Here is a 22271-nt window from a genome sequence, read left to right on the forward strand (position 1 = left end):
TTTATCATATTGTAAAGTTGTGTCGTTTCTATCGCTTAACATCTTAAAAAACTTGAATGATATGGGGGCAGTCCCCATTTTGTAGTTTAACTCTGAGTTGAACTGTTTGATAATTAAAGGAAGCAAATTTATATGATGAGAATCGCCTTATTTCTTCTCACAAACCTTGCTGTCATGATAGTGTTTGGGATAATACTTTCACTTACAGGAGTTCAGCGGAGTAGTGTTGCTGGTCTCATGATTATGGCTGGTTTATTTGGTTTTGGTGGTGCATTCATTTCTTTATTAATGTCGAAATGGATGGCTCTACGTTCTGTTGGTGGTCAGGTTATTGAAAAACCTTCCAATGAAACTGAAGCTTGGTTGATGGAAACTGTGCGTCGTCAAGCTGCTCAGGTTGGAATTACTATGCCACAAGTGGCTATTTATGACGCTTTGGATATTAACGCATTTGCTACAGGAGCACGTCGTAATGCTTCTCTAGTTGCAGTTAGTACAGGGCTACTGGATAATATGAGCCGTGATGAAGCTGAAGCTGTCATTGCACATGAAATTAGCCATATTGCTAATGGAGATATGGTGACGATGACACTGTTACAAGGTATCGTGAATACATTCGTTATCTTTATCTCACGTATTATTGCACAAGCAGCTGCAAGTTTCCTTTCCAGTAATGATGATAAAAGTGAAGGCAGCAGTAATGGCAATTCAATCGTCTACATGGTGATTTCCATGGTGTTAGAGATCGTATTTGGCATTCTGGCAAGTATTATTACCATGTGGTTCTCCCGTTACCGTGAATTCCATGCAGATGCAGGATCAGCAAAATTGGTTGGACGTGAAAAGATGATTGCTGCACTGCAACGCCTTAAGACCAGTTATGAACCTCAGGAAGAGGGAAGTATGATGGCATTTTGCATTAATGGTAAACCTAAGAGTTTTAGTGAATTGTTCTTATCTCATCCTCCATTGGACAAACGTATTGAAGCTCTGCGTAGTGGGGAATATATAAAATAATGCTGTAAGTTTTTTCTTGGTAAGAAAAGGACTTAAATTATTAGCAAATTTTAATACCCGGTAGCCAATAGACACAAAGCCGAGAATCATGATGAATCTCGGCTTTTTTGATCCCCTTTTTAATCTCTTTTATCCACAGAGAAAATGTATGTTAGTGACAGTAGTTTCTTTAGAGGAAATTAGAGGGAAGAAAGTTATAAAAATGCCCCCTCTGACTGTAAGGTTCAAAGGAGGCTAAGTTTTATCTCGTTTAAGTTAAATTCTACTTTATTGGGTTTGAATTAAAATTGGTTCAATGCAGCTTCTTCATCTTGCTCAAACACTTTTTTATTGGTCACTCCCATCAATTGACTGGTGATTGTGCCAGCAGCCATAGCACCATTAACATTTAATGCTGTGCGTCCCATGTCAATCAGAGGCTCAACAGAAATCAATAATGCGACTAAAGTGACAGGTAATCCCATGGCAGGCAAGACAATTAATGCTGCAAATGTTGCTCCACCACCAACGCCAGCCACACCCGCAGAACTAATAGTCACAAGTCCCACAAGAGTTGCAATCCACACTGGGTCAAAAGGATTAATACCCACAGTTGGTGCAACCATTACTGCTAACATGGCTGGATAAATACCAGCACAACCATTTTGCCCAATTGTCGCGCCAAAAGAAGCGGAGAAACTGGCGATGGATTCTGGTATACCAAGGCGGCGAGTTTGCGTTTCAACATTCAAAGGAATACTTGCAGCGCTCGAACGGCTGGTAAATGCAAATGTTAGAACAGGGCCTGCCTTTTTAAAAAATTTCAGGGGATTAATGCCAGTCAACGCCAAAAGTCCGCCATGTACTATAAACATCAAACCAAGGGCGATATAGGAAGCAACAACAAAATTACCTAATTGAGTAATATCGTGGATATTAGAGTTGGCAACAACTTTAGTCATTAAAGCCATTACGCCGTATGGAGTGAGGCGCATAACCAATCTAACCAGCTTCATTGCCCAAATTTGCATAGTATCAATGGCAGCGATGGCTCGTTCACCACGTTCACGATCATCTTTAAGCATTTGTAGTGCGGCGATGCCTAAAAATGTCGCAAAAATTACAACACTAATAATAGAAGTTGGGCGTGCTCCCGTCAGATCAGCAAAGGGATTTTTAGGGATAAAAGAAAGAATAATCTGAGGTACGCTCATATCTGCAACTTTGCCAATATAATTGCTTTCAATTGCAGATAAACGAGCCGTTTCCTGAGTACCTTGAATCAACCCTGCTGCACTTAGACCAAATAAATTGGCAATTACAATGCCGATTAAAGCGGAAATCGCTGTAGTGAACAGTAAAGTGCCAATGGTAAGAAAGCTAATTTTTCCTAAGGAAGATGCTTTGTGTAAACGTGCAACGGCGCTTAGGATAGAAGCGAAAACCAAAGGCATGATAACCATTTGTAATAGTTGTACATAACCATTACCGACGATATCGAACCATTTAACTGATTCTTTTACGGTAGAATTGTTGGTGCCATAAATAATGTTTAATGCTAGTCCAAAAATGACACCTACAACTAGAGCCACAAGAACTTTTTTGGACAAGCTCCACTTATTTGACCCCGTTTTTGCTAATAAAATAAGTAGTGCTACAAAAACGAGCACGTTGATGATGAGTGGTAAGTTCATCCCTAGTCTCCAAAACTTACATACTTTTTATATTCCGAGTTGCGATGTGCAGCTTGCAATCTATGGATAGTAAGTGTATCTGTATAATGATATATATTTTTTGCATGATATATAATTGCCCTGAATGATGAGAAAATATTTTTATCTTTCTCCCAATCTGCTGATTTAAAAGCTATATTTCAATTTTAAATCTATCGAATACATACCATGAAACGCCTAGGGTAGAATGTTATCAGTATAAGAAGTCTCTTGCTTATAATTAAATTGAATTTAATATAATTGTTTTTTACTAACTAGTTTAATTGGTTATATACACTAATGTGTTTCTGTTTGTTTTTTCAGGCTGTTAGCATTATGGCTAGGCGAATTAAAAGCTCTTTAGGGAAAACAATAAAAAGCAATTAAAAAGAATTTTTTATGTTTTTCAGGTAACCCCATTTTTAAATGGGGTTACGATAGTTTGTTGTGCATAGATTGATTAGCTACTTGTAGAAATTTTGTAGCTTATCATGCAATTTATCGAACGGTATTTTGTCAAATTGTACTTTGTCAAAATAGTGAGCAAATGAAAAATTGATATGTTGTGGAAGGATAATCGCGATTACTGCTACCAGTACAGCAATGAAGCGTTCGGCTTTTTTGCGTTCTTTTCCCCTAAGAATAGGGATGCAAAAACGTATTCTTAGGGGCCATAAGAGTGGGATGCCGGCAGGAGTAAGCATATCAGCAATAAGATGGCTGATGTAACCGATAATCATTGCATGGACAAAGTCAGTTGGAATAGGCCAATCAGAAGGTATTTCAGTTTGGAATAAAGTAACCCCTACGAGCAGTGCTAATAAACTATGCGTAAATCCACGATGTCCACATAAACGTGCAATTGGAATGGATATAAAACGGAATAATCTACCTAAAGTTGAGCTTGGATGGTCGATATCTGGTAACAATGAAGCCAGAAGCACGCCGGGAAGCATGTGTAACCAGTCTCCCTGTGCTATTTCTGGTGTGATTTCTAGCTGGTGAGCCAATATAAGGCTGGCTACGGAAAAAAGAAGATGTCCTTCTGCTGTCATAACGATTTATATTAATTATTCATGCTGATTGCTGTTTATACATACAGTGAGGCAGTATAGAGGGTTTTGCATAAGGATGATAGAGGGTAAATAAGAAAAATCTTTTATTTATTAATATATCCCCTTTATTTTTTAAATGCGGCTCTGTATCTTAAAATTTTTAGGTATAATATGTTGTTTTTATTTATGTTTATATCAGGTGAAAAAGACACATTGAGGTTAATATTTGCGCTGCCCTGTACAGAAGAAATGGGTATTGGATAATGGCAGCGCAATGGCTATTAAGTAATATCTGCTATTGTTAATTTTTCCAGTGAATTCAGTTTGATATCAGCCAATGCCCAACGTGGATCATTGAAATGTCTGGCTGCTGGGACGACAATCGATCGCATTCTTGCTGCTTTGGTTGCTATCATACCGTTAAATGAATCTTCTAATGTGAGGCAATGAATTGGGTTTACTCTAAGTTGAGTCGCTGCCAGCAAATAAACTTCGGGATGTGGCTTGCTATAAGGTAAGTGTGCTGCAGAAACGATAACATCAAAGTAATGTCGTAGATTAAACAATTCAAGTACTTGTTCGAGCATCTCATAGGGAGAGGCTGAGGCCAGACCGATTTTCAACCCACGTTCGCGGCAGAGATTCAAAGCGTATTCTACCCCAGGCAGTAAAGGGCGGTTTTCTTTAACTGATTGAACCACGTGATTGATGATGCGTTGCTCAACTTCACTTTTGGAGACACCTTGCCAAGGTGATGCTTGATACCATAGCTCAACAACTTGATCGATTCGTAATCCCAATGTATCAGGTAAGTCTGTAGCTAAATTCAAATCTAATCCTAATTCACTGAATACGTTTTTTTCGCCTTGTTCCCAATAAGGTTCAGAATCAATCAGCAAGCCATCCATATCAAAAATGGCGGCGTCTATAGATAAACAAAATGACATTTCATATCTCTCCGCGATGATGATGATAATTAATGAGGTTTGATTGTAACAATCCTGGTAGATTAAATCTTGTTATGGGTGATAACAAAGAAAGAAATAGTTTTATAGGAAAAATAAGATAATTACTCTATAAATGGGGTTAAAGTTGGTTTCTTATGAGCTATCATTGAGTAAAAATGAAATGATTTATGCCAATGGGGAATATAATGACGTATCAACAAATTGGATATGTTGCTGTTGCTAAACGAATCTTAGGCTGGATTATTTTTGTACCCGCCTTTTTGTCAACGTCTGTTTCCGTGATTAATCTGGCGTGGCAACATGGTATTGAAGGTGATGGTGTTAATGCGGTATTGAATGATTTTCTTAAGATAATGACAGAAATGATTAAATTCAATACACCATTTTTGGATTTTTTCTGGAAAAACTCTCCAATCCCTGATCGTATTGTTGGAATCACAGGGCAAAATATGAGTTTTCTTGTTATTTATATTCTGATATTTGTTGGCTTGGCAATGAGTGCGTCTGGTTTGAGAATGTATCGTCAATTTAAATTCATCAAAGAACGTATTGAAGATCAAATTATTCTTGAAAATGTGAAGGAAAGCGGAATAACCAAAGAACAATTAGAGGCTAAAGTTAAATTTCCCCGCCACTCTTTATTTAGCCAGATTTTTACCCTTTATATATCACCAGTCATTGTCGGTACGGTAGCTTATTTTTTGTGCAAATTGTTGGGGTGGTAATATAATTAAATAGTAGTTAATAGCTGCGCAAGGATGCTCTTTTCTGTTCTTTAGTTAAAGAAAAATTATACATTTTAAATGTCATGATAATATCTGTTTTACGCGAATTCGACTAATAAGTGAAATTTCTCAAATATAGGACGAATCCGTGTAATATTAATAAATTTTTCTCATGTCTATTCAGATATAAGTTTATCAATCATATTTTGTACTACGATGAAGCTATCTCCTCCGAAAAGGTTGCATTTATTCAACAAATAATAGAGTTGATAAATAGATTGACGCTCAAGAAAATCTAGGGGTAATGGCCAGACACTTTGGTAACCATCAAATATTTGCAAAGGAAGATCAGAGTAAAATGGCAGCATCGCCAGATCACATTCACGATCTCCCCAATAACAAGCAGGATCAAAAATAACAGCACAACCATTGTATAATGATGCGCAGTTCATGGGCCATAGATCGCCGTGCAGGAGGGAGGGTTGAGGGTGATGATTTTGTAATTTCTCACTGATTATTTGGACAATTTGATTAATATCGCCAAATATCATTCCGTTATCAGCGGCAAGTTGCAATTGCCATCCGATACGTTTTTCGGCATAAAAATTATGCCAGCGCTTTTGCCATCCGTTAGGTTGTATGGTGGTTGCTAGCATGTTATCAAAATCAAAACCGAATTTAGGTTGCTCACTCCATTGATGCAGCTTAGCAAGGTGTTGACCAAAAAGGTATGCGCTATGCGCGTCGAATGGCCTTATAGGTAAATGTTCCAGCAGTAGAAAGCTATAATTGCGGTCGTGACCAACACCATAAACATTGGGAACACGAGTTGTTTTGCTGCGAGCTAGTAATTCTAGTTGTTCTGCCTCCGCCTTAAAAATTGGCAGCATTTCCTTCTCGTTGGATTTGATAAAGATATGTTGTTCACCATATTTAATGTACCAAGCATGGTGTATATCTCCTCCTACCAGTTCCATTTTATCGTGAATTTCAGCGGCACCAAAATGTTCACTTAATAGACGGTTAACTGCTTGCCACATGGTTCACCTCATTAAGTTGACAATTGTCATGCTCATATTACAGACAGATGCAACATTTGAACAGGCTAAAGGAAACTTTAATGGAAATTAATAAGGCCATATCTCAAATTTGACATGGCGCTCTATTTTTTAATTTGATTTTTCGGTAATTGGTGGTATTTGAGATTGCTCTTTTTCAAATGTTCCTTTGTTTGTTTTCCTACGAACCAATTTTATTTGATCATAAATAAGTGCAATAGTGAAGAAAATGGCCTGAATGATTACGATACAGGGGCTTGTTTCACCATCAATATGGAAGCTGATGATTGTCCCAAGTATGCTGGATGATACAGAAGCAATCATTGCCACAATGAGCATACGATCAAAACTACGACAAAGCATAAAAGCAATAATGCCTGGTGAGATTAACATTGCAATGACTAGGATAATACCAACAGCCTGTAATGACGCGACAATCGTTAGGGCTAATAGAGATAATAATCCGTAATGGAGTAGTTTCACGGGAAGACCAATTACTCGTGCCTGATTGGGATCGAAGCAGTAAAGCATGAAATCTTTTCTTTTTAGTAACACAATAGTCAGCGTGATCCCTGCAATGCACAGTGTTTGGAACAACTCGTGCTGGGTAATGCCGAGTATGCTGCCGAATAGAATGTGTGTCAGGTGTTGATCCGTATTTATACGAGTAAATAGCACTAATCCAAATGCAAACATGCCTGAGAAAACAATTCCCATTACAGTATCTTCTTTGATTCTGCTGTGTTCTTTGAGATACCCAGTGGCAAATGCACAAAATATACCGGAAAGGAACGCACCTACTGCAAGTGGTATACCTGCGACAGAAGCGAGTACTATCCCTGGTAAAACAGCATGTGAAATAGCATCTCCCATCAATGACCAGCCTTTTAAGACCAAGTAACAGGAAAGCACCGCACAGACAGCCCCCACAATTATGGCAGCAAAGATGGCTCGTCGCATAAAATCATGCATGAAGGGTTCAGTAATTAATTCAATAAATGTGTTCATGAGCGTCGTTCCTGAATCAATGCCAGAGATTCTTTTCTAGCTCGTTTGCGGGAAGCCAACATGCCATGTTTGGGAGCAAAGAAGAATGCGAGCAAGAAAATCACCGTTTGCATTGTGACAATGACACCTCCGGTTGCTCCATTGAGGAAATAGCTTAGATATGTACCAATACCACTTGTGAGTGAACCAATGGCAACGGCAACGATCAATAAGTGTTTAAACCTATCTGTTAATAAATAAGCTGTTGCACCAGGAGTTACTACCATTGCGATAACCAAAATAGCACCTACTGTTTGTAATGCAGCAACAGTGCAGGCACTTAATAAAGTGAAGAAAATGATTTTTAACCGCAATGGTGATAATCCGATAGAGCGTGCATGGATTTCATCAAAGAAAACGACCAATAAATCTTTCCAAAGTACCATTAAGATAATAAAGGAAATTGCGATAATAATTTCAACTTGTAAAACATCTTCATCAGCGATTCCCAAGATATTGCCCATAATAATGGTTTGTACATTTACGGATGTAGGGTTTAAAGAAACAATTAATAATCCGACGGCAAAAAAAGTAGAAAAGATAAAACCGATCACTGCATCTTCACGTAACCGAGTAATATGACGAACCAGTGTCATTGACAGAGCAGCGAGCATCCCTGTAAAAAAAGCACCACCTGCATAAGGTAAACCGAGAGCATATGCGCCTGCTACGCCAGGAACAACAGAATGGGAGAGGGCATCTCCCATCAGAGACCAACCTTTTAGCATTAGATAAGCGGATAAGAAAGCACAAACAGCTCCAACAATGGTACTTATCCACATGGCTTTCACCATATAGTTGTAATTGAATGGTTGTAAAAATAGTTCCATCATGGTTGGTTTTCCGTTTGTTTTAGGCTCTGTCGCGGCGGAACATGATGATCATGTCCGTAAAAGACGGCGGCACGTTCATCATCGGTAATGACTGTCAGTGAACGTGTGTCATCATCTTTATGCAATTCAGGGCCAGAAAGATTAATATGACGCAAAACACCACCGAAGGTGATTTCCAGATTTTTTTGAGTAAACGTGTCTTCTATTCGACCACTTGCGAGCACAGTACGATTGATCAAAATAACGTGATCACAAAATTCAGGGACACTACCGAGGTTATGTGTTGATACTAAGATCAAATGCCCTTCGTCACGTAAGTCACGAAGTAAGCCAATAATGGCATTTTCTGTTTTGACGTCTACGCCAGTAAAAGGCTCATCCAACAGCAAAACTTTCCCTTCCTGAGCCAATGCACGGGCTAAAAATGCTCGTTTTTTCTGGCCTCCTGAAAGTTCTCCGATTTGGCGATCACGTAATCCGGCCAGTCCGACGCGTTTGAGTGCTTTATTGACGATTTCATGATCATACTTGCTGGGACGGCGCAAGAATCCCATTTTTCCATAGCGTCCCATCATTACAACATCGGAAACTAAAACTGGAAAATTCCAATCTACATCTTCAGTTTGAGGAACATATGCGATGATATTTTGTTTTAATGCGGCTTTGATAGGTTGATCGTTGAGGGTAACTTTTCCTTGCGAGGGTGTTACTAATCCCATGATTGTTCTGAATAATGTGGATTTTCCACTGCCATTCATACCAACTAGTGCACAAATTGTGCCGCCGGTAATATCAAAACTGGCGTCATAAATAGCAGTATGCCCATTGTTGTAAGTGACAGTGGCATTATCCACAATTAAATGCGGTTGCTCAAATAATGACTGTCGGTTTAATGATGAGCGATTCATTGATTAAATCCTTTTGCGATAGTATCTACAGTGGTATTCAGTAGATCAATATAAGTTGGTACTGGCCCTTTTTGAGTGGAAAGAGAGTCTACATACAGTACTCCACCATAACGGGTTCCAGTTTCCTTGCTGACTTGTTTAGCTGGTTTATCTGAAACAGTACTTTCACTGAAGATAACTGGGATCTTATTGGCTCTTATTGTATCAATAACACGACGAACTTGTTGAGGAGAGCCTTGTTCTTCAGCATTGATTGGCCATAAGTATACTTCTTTGAAACCATAATATTGGGTGAGATAGCTGAAAGCTCCTTCACTGGTTACCAGCCAGCGTTGTTCTTCAGGAATACGAGAAAGACGTTCTCTGAGAGGTACATCCAGTTGGGCTATTTTTTTTGCATAAGTTTCAGCATTTTGATTATAAATTTCGGCATTCTTTGGATCGTATTTAACAAGGGCTTTACGAATATTTTCGATATAGATCAGCGCATTTTGGGGTGACATCCAAGCATGGGGGTTAGGATTTTTATTGTAGGGGCCTTCACGAATAGGTAAAGGAGTAATCCCTTCGGTTATAATAGCAGCAGGTATATCTTTCATGTTGTCAAAGAAACGTTCGAACCAGCGTTCTAAATTTAAGCCATTCCAGAGAATAAGGTCTGCACGCTGTGCTTTAATGATATCTTTGGGAGTTGGCTGATAATCGTGGATTTCTGCGCCTGGTTTTGTGATTGATTCGACAATTGCCGCATCTCCTGCAACATTTTGAGCTATATCTTGAATAATAGTGAATGTCGTGATTACCCTGAATTTCTTCTCTGCATGAGCTTGTTGACTGAATAACCCTATTGTGAATAGAACAATAATCAGATTTAATATCGGAAACGTAGTAAGTGAGTGTTTTTTGTTCATTATGGTAAACCTTACTTGTTGTATACGTAATTATTGATAATGATTATCAGTACCATCTATGTAAAGTCAAGGCGATATCGAATGAAATTGATAATAGACTCGATAATCACTCCTTAAGTTTCTGTTGCTTGAGATGCTAGTAATAAACCTCATACGAACAAAAAAATCAGCATCTTGTCCAGAGTTAACCCTAATCAATTAAGAAATTTATTTTGATAAATAACAGAAAAATATTTTTGGCTTATCGATAAAATTATAAATAAGCTTTCATAATAACGATACACTCATTTTTCTAACTCCCGGCTGTTGCCCTAATGAAAAGGCTGTCATAAATTCTTCAACGCACGCTAAGAGTTGCCACATATACCGACAGCAATGATTCCGTGTGACGGTTTCATGCAAAGACTGCCACAGGCGTTCAATCTTATTGAGCCATGGCGAATAGACCGGTAAAAATAACAGGTTAAATTTAGGATTTTGTTTTAGCCATTCCCTGACTTTCTGGCTTTTGTGAATACCATAATTATCCAAAATCAACGTGATACTTTTGACTTGGCTATACTGACGATTAATCTCCTCTAACATATTGATAAATAAATCAGCGTTTTTCTTTATACCACGGACATAGGTCACTTGACCTGTTCGTACCTCAAGGCAGCCTGCAAGGTAGTGCTTTTGATTTTTCCCCGGCGTCATCACGCGTTTTTGTTGTCCTTTTAGGCACCAGTCTGCCCCGATTTTAGGATTCAGATCGATATCGACTTCATCTTCATAAAAAACAGGATGTTGCTCTGATACGTTGGCTAAGGCTTCGGTGATTTTTGCCATTTTTTCGTCATATTCAGGATCACACTTTTTGACGGTAGGAGCCGCTCTTCGCCAGACAATACCCATCTGACAAAAGTAACGATACAGGGTACTTTTTGACAGTGATAAACCGAATAATTCATTGATTATCTGAGTGATAAGTTCAATACTCCAACGTGAACGCAAACAGCCAAAATCTTGCGGGGAGTGGGATAATAAGAATGACAGCAAGCTAAAAATCGGGGCTAAATTCCATCGAGCAGGCCTTCCTCTCGGTAAGCTTTTTAATCCTTCCAGCCCATATAATGTTAACCAATTTATCCAACGATGGACGGAAGAACGTGAGCAATGAAGGGTTCTGGCGATGTGAGAAACGGTCTGACCTTCATGTAACATTAAGAGTGCCATGAGTCGGCGGGCATAATCTTTATCGCGGGTTTTATGAATAAATTTTTTCATCTGACGTCGTTCACTTCGGGGGATTGGTGCTATGATCCGCATCACTCAGTCCATTTTGGGATTTTTTTGATTTGGCGATTAATCAGATCGCAAAAATTGGACTGAGTTCCCTCCAAGTGATCTACTATTTTGAAAGCTTATTTATATGCTTTATCGGGTTAATTTTATTTAGAGGAAGCATTGTGAAATTTAAACTCCGCTATGTTGCGTTTATATTATTATTAACAGGATGCGTAGGCCAACAAGTACATCAATCAGACAGCAATAGACAAACAGTGGCAAAACGTATGCTTAATAACAAGTCTACTTTTGCTTCCCGTAACTTGACCAATAGATCTGTTCCCACACCATTTGATAGTTATATTGAACGAGCTGCAAAACGTTATGGTGTTGATGAGACACTTATCAAAGCAATTATTCAGGTGGAATCTGGATTTCGTCCGGAGGTTATTAGTAAATCTAATGCGGTTGGCTTAATGCAGATTAAAGCATCTACAGCGGGGAGAGATGCTTATCGAATGAAAGGAAAATCAGGGCAGCCAACGATGCGTGAATTAAAAGATCCTGAAACTAACATTGATATTGGAACTGCTTATATAAGTATCCTGAAAAAACAGCATTTGGAAGGTATTTCCAATCCAGAAACGTTGTACTATGCAACGATAGTTGCTTATGTAAATGGCACCGGAGCATTGTTGAGGACGTTTGATTCAAACCGGGCTTTGGCAATTAATAAAATCAATCGAATGACGCCAAATGAGTTTTATCAATATGTTCAAAATAACCATCCTGCACCACAGGCTCCGCGTTATTTATGGAAAGTGAAAAATACTTACCGTTCTTTAGCCATTATTGACTAGCTGAAAGACTGATGTTTATATTTTCTATAAATGTCCAGAAATATCGCTGCATCTACAGATTTTTCGGTTGTGATCCCACTTTATTGATAATGACGAATGTTCAGATAATACCCAATAATTTTGTCATGCATTTTATATGGATTTCTATGGATTTTGAAAAAGATAAAGTTTTGCGAGTCAGTCTTGCCAAATGCTGACGCAGATTCAGGTTATGTCTCTTTATGTGCTGTGTATAACGCTTGCCGACCACATGCAGTGTTCCTATCTGCGTTTTTTCATACCCTCGCTACCTATCAGTCATATAGGCCAAAATGTTGAAAGAGGCCAATAAGGCCATCAGACGCTTCAGTGTCTTCTTTGCTTTTGGACCCAAAACGTGGGCGATCACTTTTCGTCTGATTCTATCGTAGGCACAAAAGAGCCAGTGAGGCTTATTCTTTGACTTCATATATGACTATTGCTCATCCATTTCATGATCAAGTAATTGATGAAGCTGATTTAATGTCAAGATGAACTATTTTAACACCTACTCTGTGTGATAGTATGTCGGGCGAGTTAGGGCAAATGTACTGGATACTTTTGAAATTGTGTCCTTAAATGTGTACGCATCTTGCGGAGTGAAGCAAGAATTTGTTTCTAACGTGCTGATTAATAATGAATTTGATTTAATGCAAGTGATCTTTCGTGTGGGTCACCACTGTATATAAGGATTTTAAATGCCTGTAATTACTCTTCCTGACGGTAGTCAACGTCAATTTGAGCATGCTGTTTCCGTAATGGATGTGGCTAGTGATATCGGTGCAGGCTTGGCAAAAGCGTGTATTGCTGGTCGCGTTAATGGTGAATTAGTTGACGCCTGTGAATTAATCGAAACCGATGCCAATCTTGCTATTATTACCAGCAAGAATGAAGAAGGTTTGGAAATTATCCGTCACTCATGCGCACATTTATTGGGTCATGCAATTAAACAGTTGTGGCCTGATACGAAAATGGCTATCGGCCCTGTCATTGACAATGGTTTCTATTACGATGTCGATTTAGATCGCTCTTTGACGCAGGAAGATATTGAGCTGCTTGAAAAACGCATGTTGGAACTTGCCAAAAAAGATTACGATGTCATAAAGAAAAAAGTTAGCTGGCAGGAAGCACGCGACGCGTTTGCGACTCGTGGCGAAGAGTATAAAATTCAGATTTTGGATGAAAATATCAGCCATGATGATCGTCCAGGTTTGTACCACCATGAAGAATACGTTGATATGTGCCGTGGGCCACACGTTCCTAACATGCGTTTTTGCCATCACTTTAAACTACAAAAAGTTGCCGGCGCATACTGGCGTGGCAATAGCGACAATAAAATGTTGCAGCGTATTTATGGTACTGCGTGGGCTGATAAAAAGCAGCTTAATGCCTATTTACAACGTTTGGAAGAAGCGGCGAAACGCGATCACCGTAAAATTGGTAAGCAGCTTGACCTGTACCATATGCAGGAAGAAGCACCAGGCATGGCATTTTGGCATAATGATGGCTGGACAATTTTCCGCGAGTTGGAAACTTTTGCCCGTATGAAGCTCAAAGAGTACCAATACCAGGAAGTAAAAGGCCCATTCATGATGGACCGTATCCTGTGGGAAAAAACAGGGCATTGGGAAAACTATAAAGAGCATATGTTTACAACTTCATCGGAAAGCCGTGAATATTGCGTGAAACCGATGAATTGCCCGGGTCATGTCCAGATCTTCAACCAAGGGTTGAAATCCTACCGTGATTTACCTTTGCGTATGGCTGAATTTGGTAGCTGTCACCGGAATGAACCATCTGGTGCTTTACATGGTTTGATGCGTGTACGTGGCTTTACTCAAGATGATGCACACATCTTCTGTACTGAAGATCAGATTCTTCAAGAAGTTAGTAGCTGCATCAAAATGATTTATGATGTGTATGGCACATTCGGCTTTGAGAAGATTGTTGTTAAATTATCAACTCGTCCAGAAAAACGCATTGGTACGGAAAAACAATGGGATAAAGCAGAAGCAGATCTTGCTGAAGCATTGAACCAAAATGGCATTGAATTTGAATACCAGCCGGGTGAAGGGGCATTTTATGGCCCTAAAATTGAATTTACTCTATATGATTGTTTGGATCGTGCGTGGCAATGTGGTACTGTGCAACTCGATTTTTCACTGCCAGCACGTCTGAATGCGTCATATGTAGGTGAAAATAATGAACGTAAGGTTCCTGTAATGATTCACCGTGCTGTTCTGGGTTCTCTGGAGCGGTTTATCGGTATCCTGACAGAAGAATATGCTGGGTTTTTCCCAACATGGTTGGCTCCTCAGCAGGTCGTCGTCATGAATATTACTGATGGTCAGTCAGATTATGTACAGGAATTGGTTAAAAAACTTCAAGATGCAGGCATTCGTGCAAAAGCAGACTTGAGAAACGAGAAGATTGGTTTTAAAATCCGTGAACACACTTTGCGTCGTGTGCCTTACATGCTTGTTTGTGGTGATAAAGAAGTCGAATCAGGAAAAGTATCTGTTCGTACTCGCCGTGGCAAAGATTTAGGTAGCATTGACGTCAGTGAATTTACAGATAAACTGCTGACAGAAATACGCAGTCGTAATCTTCATCAATTGGAGGAATAAAGTATTAAAGGCGGAAAAAGAATTCAACCGGCGCGCCCAAATCGCATTAATGAAGAGATTCGCGCCTCTGAAGTTCGTTTAAATGGATTAGATGGCGAACAGATTGGTATTGTCAGTCTGAGAGAAGCTCTTGAGAAAGCTGAGGAAGCTGGTGTTGATTTAGTTGAAATCAGCCCAAATGCCGAACCGCCGGTTTGTCGTATTATGGATTACGGCAAGTTCCTCTATGAGAAGAGTAAGTCAGTCAAAGAACAGAAAAAGAAACAAAAGGTTATTCAGGTTAAGGAAATTAAATTCCGTCCTGGTACAGATGAAGGCGACTATCAGGTCAAACTACGCAACCTGATTCGCTTTCTAGAAGATGGCGATAAAGCCAAAATCACCCTGCGTTTCCGTGGGCGTGAAATGGTGCACCAACAGATTGGTATCGAGATGCTTAACCGTATCCGTGAAGATTTGATTGAACTGGCTGTAGTCGAATCCTTCCCAACGAAGATTGAAGGCCGCCAGATGATCATGGTGCTCGCTCCTAAGAAGAAATAGTCAGGCAGACAAGTAATGGGCTCCAGCTAGTTCTGGTGGAGTCTATTCGCCTTACTAGTTCGTTGTAATCAACAATGCGAAGTGGAAATTAAAATGCCAAAGATTAAAACAGTACGCGGCGCAGCTAAACGCTTCAAAAAAACCGCAAGTGGTGGTTTCAAGCGTAAGCACGCTAACCTTCGTCACATTCTGACTAAGAAATCAACTAAGCGTAAACGTCATTTACGTCCAAAAGGCATGGTCTCCAAAGGAGATCTGGGCTTGGTTGTTGCTTGTCTGCCATACGCATAAGCAATTTTTTAGATTAGAACTCAGAGACGATAGGAGAAGTATATGGCTCGCGTAAAACGTGGTGTTATTGCCCGTGCACGTCACAAAAAAATTCTGAAACAAGCGAAAGGTTACTACGGTGCCCGTTCGCGCGTTTACCGTGTTGCTTTCCAGGCTGTTATCAAAGCTGGTCAGTACGCTTACCGTGACCGCCGTCAGCGTAAACGTCAATTCCGTCAACTGTGGATTGCACGTATCAACGCTGCTGCACGTCAGAACGGCATGTCTTACAGCCGTTTCATCAACGGCCTGAAAAAGGCTTCGATTGAAATCGACCGTAAGATTCTGGCTGACATCGCTGTATTTGACAAAGTAGCATTTGCTGCTTTGGTTGAAAAAGCGAAGGGCGCTCTGGCATAAGTCAGGTTAGAAGAGGGAGCTTTTGCTCCCTCTTCTGCTTTTTTTCAAAATGTGGCTTACTATTGATCACAGATGGTATTGTGATTAGATTATGATTAGTGAGTGTGAAAAAGATACAGGAGAAAGAACAAAATGATGAAGTTCGCCTTTTTTCGTTTCTTTTTTTACTTTAGCACCTGAAATAAGGGGGCTTTGCGCGTAAGAAAAGAAACGAAAAATAGCGCTTGAGCCTCCAGTGTGGAGGCTTTTTTATTTTTATGACCTCATTAATCGATAATATGAGAACATAATTTTACAACTAATGGGCCATCTGGCCAAAGGAAGAGGAAAACGATGTCACATCTTACTGAGCTGGTTGCAAAGGCAAAAGCAGCCGTAGAAAAGGCCCAGGATGTTGCCGCGTTGGATTTGGTGCGAGTTGAATACCTGGGAAAAAAAGGCCATTTAACCCTCCAGATGTCATCGCTACGTGACTTACCAGCCGAGGAACGTCCAGCGGCAGGGGCTGTTATTAATCAGGCAAAACAAGAAGTTCAAGAAGCGTTGAATGCGCATAAAGCAAAATTAGAATCAGATATTCTAAATACGCGTTTGGCAGCAGAAAAAATCGATGTTTCATTGCCTGGCCGTCGTATGGAAAATGGTGGCTTACACCCTGTTACCCGCACAATTGAGCGCATTGAAACTTTCTTTGGCGAGCTGGGTTTTTCTGTTGAATCAGGCCCGGAAATCGAAGATGACTATCATAACTTTGATGCTCTGAATATTCCTGCACATCATCCTGCGCGTGCTGATCACGATACTTTCTGGTTTGATACGACACGTTTGTTACGTACTCAGACATCTGGTGTACAAATCCGTACCATGAAAAATCGCCAACCACCTATCCGTATCATTGCGCCAGGTCGCGTATACCGCAATGATTATGATCAGACGCACACTCCAATGTTCCATCAGATAGAAGGCTTGATCGTTGATAAAAATATCAGCTTTACCAATCTGAAAGGCACACTACATGACTTCTTGAATAACTTCTTTGAAGAAGATATGCAGGTACGTTTTCGTCCTTCTTATTTTCCGTTTACAGAACCTTCCGCAGAAGTCGATGTGATGGGTAAAAATGGTAAATGGTTGGAAGTATTGGGTTGTGGCATGGTGCATCCTAATGTATTGCGTAATGTCGGTATTGATCCTGAAGTCTATTCTGGTTTTGCGTTTGGCATGGGAATGGAACGTTTGACCATGCTTCGTTATGGTGTTACAGATTTGCGTGCATTTTTCGAAAATGATTTGCGTTTCCTCAAACAATTTAAATAAGGCGGGTGTATCTCATGAAATTCAGTGAACTCTGGTTACGCGAGTGGGCAGACCCAGCCATTAATAGTGAAGCATTGTCCGAACAAATCACCATGGCTGGTTTGGAAGTTGATGGTGTTGAAAAAGTGGCTGATCAATTTCACGGTGTATTTGTTGGTGAAGTTGTTGAGTGTGGACAACATCCAAACGCAGATAAGTTGCGTGTTACAAAAGTTAATGTTGGTGGCGAACGCCTGCTGGATATCGTTTGTGGTGCACCAAATTGCCGTCAGGGACTTCGCGTTGCTGTCGCTACAGTCGGAGCTGTGTTACCGGGCGATTTCAAAATCAAACCAGCTAAATTACGTGGAGAGCCGTCAGAAGGGATGCTGTGCTCATTTTCAGAATTAGGCATTGCTTGTGATCAGGATGGTATCATTGAACTACCAGTAGATGCTCCGATTGGCACTGATCTGCGTGATTACATGAAATTGGATGATAATGCGATTGAAATCAGCATTACACCAAACCGTGCTGATTGCCTGAGTATTATGGGTGTTGCCCGTGATGTTGCGGTTATCAATAAATTGTCCATGGTAGAGCCGAAAATCACAGCCGTTAAACCAACTACAGATGCGACATTTCCTATTCGCGTTGATGCTCCTGAAGCCTGCCCTCGTTATTTAGGGCGTGTGATTAAGAACGTGAACATCAAGGCAACAACTCCATTATGGATGCGTGAAAAATTGCGCCGTGGTGGTATTCGTTCCATTGATCCAGTTGTTGATATCACCAACTATATTTTACTCGAGTTAGGTCAACCATTACATGCGTTCGATTTGGAGCGTTTGAATGGTTCAATTATTGTTCGCTTGGCTAAGCAAGGTGAAAAACTCACTCTACTCGATGGTAGTGAAGTCGAACTTTCTGCTGAAACACTAGTTATTTCTGATGAAAAGCAATCACTTGCTATGGCAGGGATTTTTGGGGGCGAATATTCCGGTGTTAATGTGAAAACTCAGCATATTATGCTGGAGTGCGCATTTTTTGCACCTTTGGCAATTGCTGGTCGTGCCCGTCGTTATGGTTTGCATACCGATGCTTCCCATCGTTTTGAACGTGGTGTTGATCCACAGCTTCAGCATAAAGCGATGGAATATGCGACTCAGTTGTTGGTCGACATTTGTGGTGGAGAAGCTGGGGAAATAGTTGATATCACTAATGAATCTCATTTACCAAAACCAGCAACGATTACTCTTAATCGCAATAAATTGGATCGCTTGATTGGTCATCATATCGCTGATGAACAAGTAACAGATATCCTGACGCGTTTGGGCTGTCAAATAACTGTTCAGAATGATAGTTGGCAAGCGGTTGCACCTAGCTGGCGTTTTGATATGCGGATCGAAGAAGATCTGGTTGAAGAAGTTGCCCGTATTTACGGTTATAACAACATCCCTGATGTACCAGTGCGTGCAGATCTGATTATGACTTCACATCGTGAAGCTGATTTGCCTTTGCAGCGGGTTAAAACAATGTTGGTGGACAGAGGCTATCAAGAAGCGATTACTTATAGTTTCGTTGATCCTAAGGTTCAGCAGTATCTTCATCCACGGGAAGAAGCGCTAATTTTGCCTAATCCGATTTCGGCGGATATGTCTGCAATGCGCTTGTCTCTACTGACAGGGTTGTTGACCACTGTAGCTTATAACCAAAACCGCCAGCAAAATCGTGTCCGCTTATTTGAAACAGGATTGCGTTTTGTGCCAGATGAAAAGGCGGAGCATGGAATTCGTCAGGAATTGATGCTTGGCGGTGTTATCGCGGGCAGCCGTTTCGAAGAGCACTGGTTGATTGAAAAACAATCAATTGATTTCTTTGATTTGAAGGGTGATTTAGAATCTGTTTTAGAAATGACTGGTAAACTGTCTGAGATATCCTTTAAAGCGGAAGAACATCCTGCTTTGCATCCTGGACAAAGTGCTGGAATTTATCTGGAAAATAGTTACATTGGTTACATTGGCGTTGTTCATCCAGAATTGGAACGTAAACTTGATTTGAATGGTTGTACCGTAATATTCGAGTTGCTATGGACCAGTCTGGCAGAACGCATGATTCCTGATATGAAGGAAGTTTCTCGCTTCCCATCTAACCGTCGTGATATCGCCATAGTTGTGCCTGAAAATGTAGCCGCAGAAGATATTTTGGCTGAATGTAAGAAAGTTGGCATAAATCATATGGTTGGAATAAACTTATTTGATGTATATTGTGGTGAAGCGGTTGCAAAAGGCTACAAGAGCCTTGCAATTAGCTTAATCTTGCAGGATACAACACGTACACTGGAAGAAGAAGAGATTGCTGTGACCGTGAATAAATGCGTAACTGCATTAGAACAGCGATTCCAAGCATCCTTGAGGAACTGAACTATGGCGCTGACGAAAGCTGAACTGTCTGAAAATTTGTTTGAAAAATTGGGTATTAGCAAACGTGACGCTAAAGATCTAGTAGAAATGTTCTTTGAAGAAGTACGCCGTTCTTTGGAGAATGGGGAGCAAGTAAAATTATCTGGATTTGGCAACTTTGATTTGCGAGACAAAAATCAACGTCCGGGTCGTAATCCAAAAACAGGCGAAGATATTCCGATTACGGCTCGCCGTGTTGTCACTTTTCGTCCTGGTCAAAAATTGAAAAACCGGGTAGAAAAAGCGTCACCCAAAGAATAAACACATAAAAAGGCCGCATTCGCGGCCTTTTTTTTATCTTTTATATCTCATCGTGCTCAATGGGAAGAACGTATACTTTCTAAATGGCCTCACACTACATGCATTCAGTTTATGAGTTGATCACTTATCAGAGAAAACGCAACCATCGGGTGATGGCTGTTTTATCTGTTCTATTCGTTACTTTATTTATTTTGTCATTATGTGCCGGTGAAATCTGGTTTTGGCCTGATCAATGGTTATCGGAACCTGCTCAATTGTTTATTTGGCAGTTGAGGCTACCTAGAGCAATTGCAGTGATGGTGGTTGGGGCGAGTTTGGCCTTGTCAGGGGCAATTATGCAGGCTTTGTTTGAAAATCCGTTGGCGGAGCCGGGGTTGCTCGGGATCAGTAATGGCGCTGGTGTTGTAGTGGTATGTTTAATACTTATCTTTCATGGTGTTGCTCCATTGTGGTTATTAAGTGTTGGAGCGGTATTTGGGGCGCTTTTTATAACTGCTATTTTGCTGGGATTTTCCAGAAAACATCAAGTGACCAATACCCGTTTGTTATTGATTGGTGTTGCTTTTGGAGTGATCTTTGGTGCTTTGATGACGTGGATGGTCTATTTCAGTTCAAGTTTGGATTTACGGCAATTGATGTATTGGATGATGGGAAGTTTCAGTGGTATTGATTGGCGCCAGAAATGGTTGGTTATTGCATTACTTCCTGCCATTTTATGGCTAAGCAGCAAAGGCAATATTTTGAACTATCTCTCTCTTGGTGAATTACAGGCCCGGCAATTGGGGATATCTCACCATAAATGGCGTAATTTATTTGTATCGGTGATTGGATTATTAGTTGGTTTGAGCGTTGCTCTTGCGGGAGCAATCAGTTTTATCGGTTTGGTTATTCCTCATATCTTAAGGCTGATTGGCTTGACTGATCATAAAGCATTACTTCCGGCCAGCGCATTGGCTGGAGGCAGTGGATTATTGTTGGCAGATTTAGTTTCCCGTTTATCATTATCTCACGCAGAGGTACCTATTGGAGTTGTCACAGTAACCTTAGGCTCACCCATTTTTATATGGCTTTTACTAAGAACACGCCATTATTAAGAGATACCATTCTTGCTAGTTAATGCGGAGGAGGAAATGAGGATAATAACATGATCGGTCAGCCAATTTTGGAACTGGATAATATTACTGTCAGCAACAGATTGAGTTCATTATCTAAGTCTGTTACGGGAGGAAAACAAATTCATTTGGTTGGGTTAAATGGTTCGGGGAAGAGTACACTGCTTTCAGCGATTGCGGGAGTTTTATCTTATAGTGGCAATATTTGGTTGAATGGTCGGAACTTGCAGGATTACCGCCAGCATGATCTGGCAAAGTGTCGGGCGTGGTTTTCTCAATCTGCTTCTGTTCCTATTATGCCGACTTTTCAGTATTTAGACATGTTCCGACCTAGAGACGCTCCATTGGCGCAAAGTGAAAATGTGTTACATGAACTTTGTCAGCAAATGAAACTACTTCCATTACTTTCTTCGTCAATTGGTCAACTCTCTGGTGGGGAGTGGCAACGTGTCAGATTAGCAGGCACTTTTTTTCAAATATGGCCGAATCTGAATCCTGAGGGTAGCTTACTTCTACTTGATGAACCAACCAATAACCTTGATATCACCCAGAAAGCGATTTTAGATAAGCTCATTAAAAGGTTTTGTGTATTGGGGGGAACGGCATTATTAAGTAGCCATGATCTTGACCACACGTACGAGCAGGCCACAGAAGTATGGCTGCTTTCGCATGGAAAATTATTAGCATCAGGTATACCACAGAATGTAATGACAGAACGAAATTTATCAGAAGTTTTTGAAGCAAATATTGGACATATCAGAAATGCCAGCTATAAATTATGGAGGGTCAATCACGTATAACTTCTACAAGTGAAATTCACCATAATCATTGTCCGCTATTTGCTTTTGGTGTCTTTTTGGCCCAAAGTTGTTTTTGTTGATGTTTAATTAAAAAATAATCAGTTAGAATCGACTAATTAAAAT

The 22271-nt window shown here is 40.2% G+C and carries 21 protein-coding genes, 1 pseudogene and 1 other annotated feature; of the genes and pseudogenes, 12 read left to right on the forward strand and 10 right to left on the reverse strand.

Going from position 1 to position 22271, the window contains the following annotated elements:
• The first annotated feature begins 132 nt into the window (after positions 1-132).
• A complete protein-coding gene (gene htpX, locus Xvie_RS11850; RefSeq protein ID WP_086109520.1) occupies positions 133-1017 on the forward strand; it encodes a protease HtpX in 885 nt (294 codons plus the stop codon).
• Positions 1018-1298: 281 nt separating this feature from the next.
• Here htpX and Xvie_RS11855 read toward each other — a convergent pair whose 3' ends face one another.
• The 3 genes from Xvie_RS11855 to hxpB form a co-directional block, all read right to left on the reverse strand.
• A complete protein-coding gene (locus Xvie_RS11855) occupies positions 1299-2690 on the reverse strand; it encodes an L-cystine transporter (protein ID WP_086109521.1) in 1392 nt (463 codons plus the stop codon).
• A 482-nt stretch (positions 2691-3172) separates the two neighbouring features.
• A complete protein-coding gene (locus Xvie_RS11860) occupies positions 3173-3763 on the reverse strand; it encodes a metal-dependent hydrolase (RefSeq protein WP_086109522.1) in 591 nt (196 codons plus the stop codon).
• Between the two features lie 281 nt (positions 3764-4044).
• Positions 4045-4710 carry a hexitol phosphatase HxpB gene (gene hxpB / locus Xvie_RS11865; protein WP_086109523.1) on the reverse strand — a complete coding sequence of 222 codons (666 nt, stop codon included), beginning with the start codon at positions 4708-4710 and terminating at the stop codon, positions 4045-4047.
• A gap of 206 nt (positions 4711-4916) precedes the next feature.
• Between hxpB and Xvie_RS11870 the strand changes: the two genes are divergently transcribed.
• Positions 4917-5456, forward strand: coding sequence for a YniB family protein (locus Xvie_RS11870; RefSeq protein ID WP_086109524.1), 540 nt, complete (start codon positions 4917-4919; stop codon positions 5454-5456).
• A 176-nt stretch (positions 5457-5632) separates the two neighbouring features.
• Here Xvie_RS11870 and Xvie_RS11875 read toward each other — a convergent pair whose 3' ends face one another.
• From Xvie_RS11875 to Xvie_RS11900, 6 genes are all read right to left on the reverse strand, one after another.
• Positions 5633-6496 (reverse strand): fructosamine kinase family protein, encoded by an 864-nt coding sequence (locus Xvie_RS11875; RefSeq protein WP_086109525.1) that lies wholly within the window; start codon positions 6494-6496, stop codon positions 5633-5635.
• Between the two features lie 129 nt (positions 6497-6625).
• On the reverse strand, positions 6626-7522 hold the full coding sequence (locus tag Xvie_RS11880) for a metal ABC transporter permease (RefSeq protein WP_086109526.1): 897 nt from the start codon (positions 7520-7522) through the stop codon (positions 6626-6628).
• Positions 7519-8394: a metal ABC transporter permease gene (locus Xvie_RS11885; protein ID WP_086109527.1), complete on the reverse strand. Its 876-nt coding sequence runs from the start codon at positions 8392-8394 to the stop codon at positions 7519-7521. The genes Xvie_RS11880 and Xvie_RS11885 overlap by 4 nt, the downstream gene beginning before the upstream one ends.
• Positions 8391-9302 (reverse strand): manganese/iron ABC transporter ATP-binding protein, encoded by a 912-nt coding sequence (locus tag Xvie_RS11890; RefSeq protein WP_086109528.1) that lies wholly within the window; start codon positions 9300-9302, stop codon positions 8391-8393. The genes Xvie_RS11885 and Xvie_RS11890 overlap by 4 nt, the downstream gene beginning before the upstream one ends.
• Positions 9299-10213, reverse strand: coding sequence for a metal ABC transporter substrate-binding protein (locus Xvie_RS11895; RefSeq protein ID WP_086109529.1), 915 nt, complete (start codon positions 10211-10213; stop codon positions 9299-9301). The genes Xvie_RS11890 and Xvie_RS11895 overlap by 4 nt, the downstream gene beginning before the upstream one ends.
• Before the next feature lie 267 nt (positions 10214-10480).
• Positions 10481-11521 carry an IS630 family transposase gene (locus Xvie_RS11900; protein ID WP_086109530.1) on the reverse strand — a complete coding sequence of 347 codons (1041 nt, stop codon included), beginning with the start codon at positions 11519-11521 and terminating at the stop codon, positions 10481-10483.
• Between the two features lie 140 nt (positions 11522-11661).
• Between Xvie_RS11900 and Xvie_RS11905 the strand changes: the two genes are divergently transcribed.
• Positions 11662-12339 carry a transglycosylase SLT domain-containing protein gene (locus tag Xvie_RS11905; RefSeq protein WP_086109601.1) on the forward strand — a complete coding sequence of 226 codons (678 nt, stop codon included), beginning with the start codon at positions 11662-11664 and terminating at the stop codon, positions 12337-12339.
• A gap of 80 nt (positions 12340-12419) precedes the next feature.
• Here Xvie_RS11905 and Xvie_RS25810 read toward each other — a convergent pair.
• Positions 12420-12811, reverse strand: a pseudogene (locus Xvie_RS25810) (IS1 family transposase); the annotation flags it as partial.
• 244 nt (positions 12812-13055) lie between these two features.
• Here Xvie_RS25810 and thrS point away from each other — a divergent pair.
• The 9 genes from thrS (at position 13056) to btuD (ending at position 22148) form a co-directional block, all read left to right on the forward strand.
• Positions 13056-14984 (forward strand): threonine--tRNA ligase, encoded by a 1929-nt coding sequence (gene thrS, locus Xvie_RS11920; RefSeq protein WP_086109533.1) that lies wholly within the window; start codon positions 13056-13058, stop codon positions 14982-14984.
• Positions 14985-14987: 3 nt separating this feature from the next.
• Positions 14988-15527, forward strand: a complete 540-nt coding sequence (gene infC, locus Xvie_RS11925; protein ID WP_086109534.1) for a translation initiation factor IF-3 — start codon at positions 14988-14990, stop codon at positions 15525-15527.
• A gap of 93 nt (positions 15528-15620) precedes the next feature.
• The gene (gene rpmI / locus Xvie_RS11930; protein WP_006118955.1) at positions 15621-15818 is read left to right on the forward strand and encodes a 50S ribosomal protein L35; all 198 of its coding nucleotides are present in this window, start codon (positions 15621-15623) and stop codon (positions 15816-15818) included.
• A gap of 42 nt (positions 15819-15860) precedes the next feature.
• Complete coding sequence (rplT, locus tag Xvie_RS11935; RefSeq protein WP_010847342.1) at positions 15861-16217, forward strand: 50S ribosomal protein L20; 357 nt, start codon at positions 15861-15863, stop codon at positions 16215-16217.
• Between the two features lie 129 nt (positions 16218-16346).
• Positions 16347-16471: a sequence feature (Phe leader region), on the forward strand.
• Positions 16472-16550: 79 nt separating this feature from the next.
• Positions 16551-17534, forward strand: coding sequence for a phenylalanine--tRNA ligase subunit alpha (pheS, locus tag Xvie_RS11940; protein WP_086109535.1), 984 nt, complete (start codon positions 16551-16553; stop codon positions 17532-17534).
• A gap of 14 nt (positions 17535-17548) precedes the next feature.
• Positions 17549-19936 carry a phenylalanine--tRNA ligase subunit beta gene (gene pheT, locus Xvie_RS11945; protein ID WP_086109536.1) on the forward strand — a complete coding sequence of 796 codons (2388 nt, stop codon included), beginning with the start codon at positions 17549-17551 and terminating at the stop codon, positions 19934-19936.
• 3 nt (positions 19937-19939) lie between these two features.
• On the forward strand, positions 19940-20236 hold the full coding sequence (gene ihfA, locus Xvie_RS11950) for an integration host factor subunit alpha (protein ID WP_086109537.1): 297 nt from the start codon (positions 19940-19942) through the stop codon (positions 20234-20236).
• A gap of 98 nt (positions 20237-20334) precedes the next feature.
• Complete coding sequence (gene btuC / locus Xvie_RS11955) at positions 20335-21330, forward strand: vitamin B12 ABC transporter permease BtuC (protein WP_086109538.1); 996 nt, start codon at positions 20335-20337, stop codon at positions 21328-21330.
• Between the two features lie 50 nt (positions 21331-21380).
• Positions 21381-22148 (forward strand): vitamin B12 ABC transporter ATP-binding protein BtuD, encoded by a 768-nt coding sequence (gene btuD / locus Xvie_RS11960; RefSeq protein ID WP_086109539.1) that lies wholly within the window; start codon positions 21381-21383, stop codon positions 22146-22148.
• Positions 22149-22271: the final 123 nt, after the last annotated feature.

The organism is Xenorhabdus vietnamensis (genome assembly GCF_002127535.1).
In the GTDB taxonomy this organism is placed as follows: Bacteria; Pseudomonadota; Gammaproteobacteria; order Enterobacterales; family Enterobacteriaceae; genus Xenorhabdus; species Xenorhabdus vietnamensis.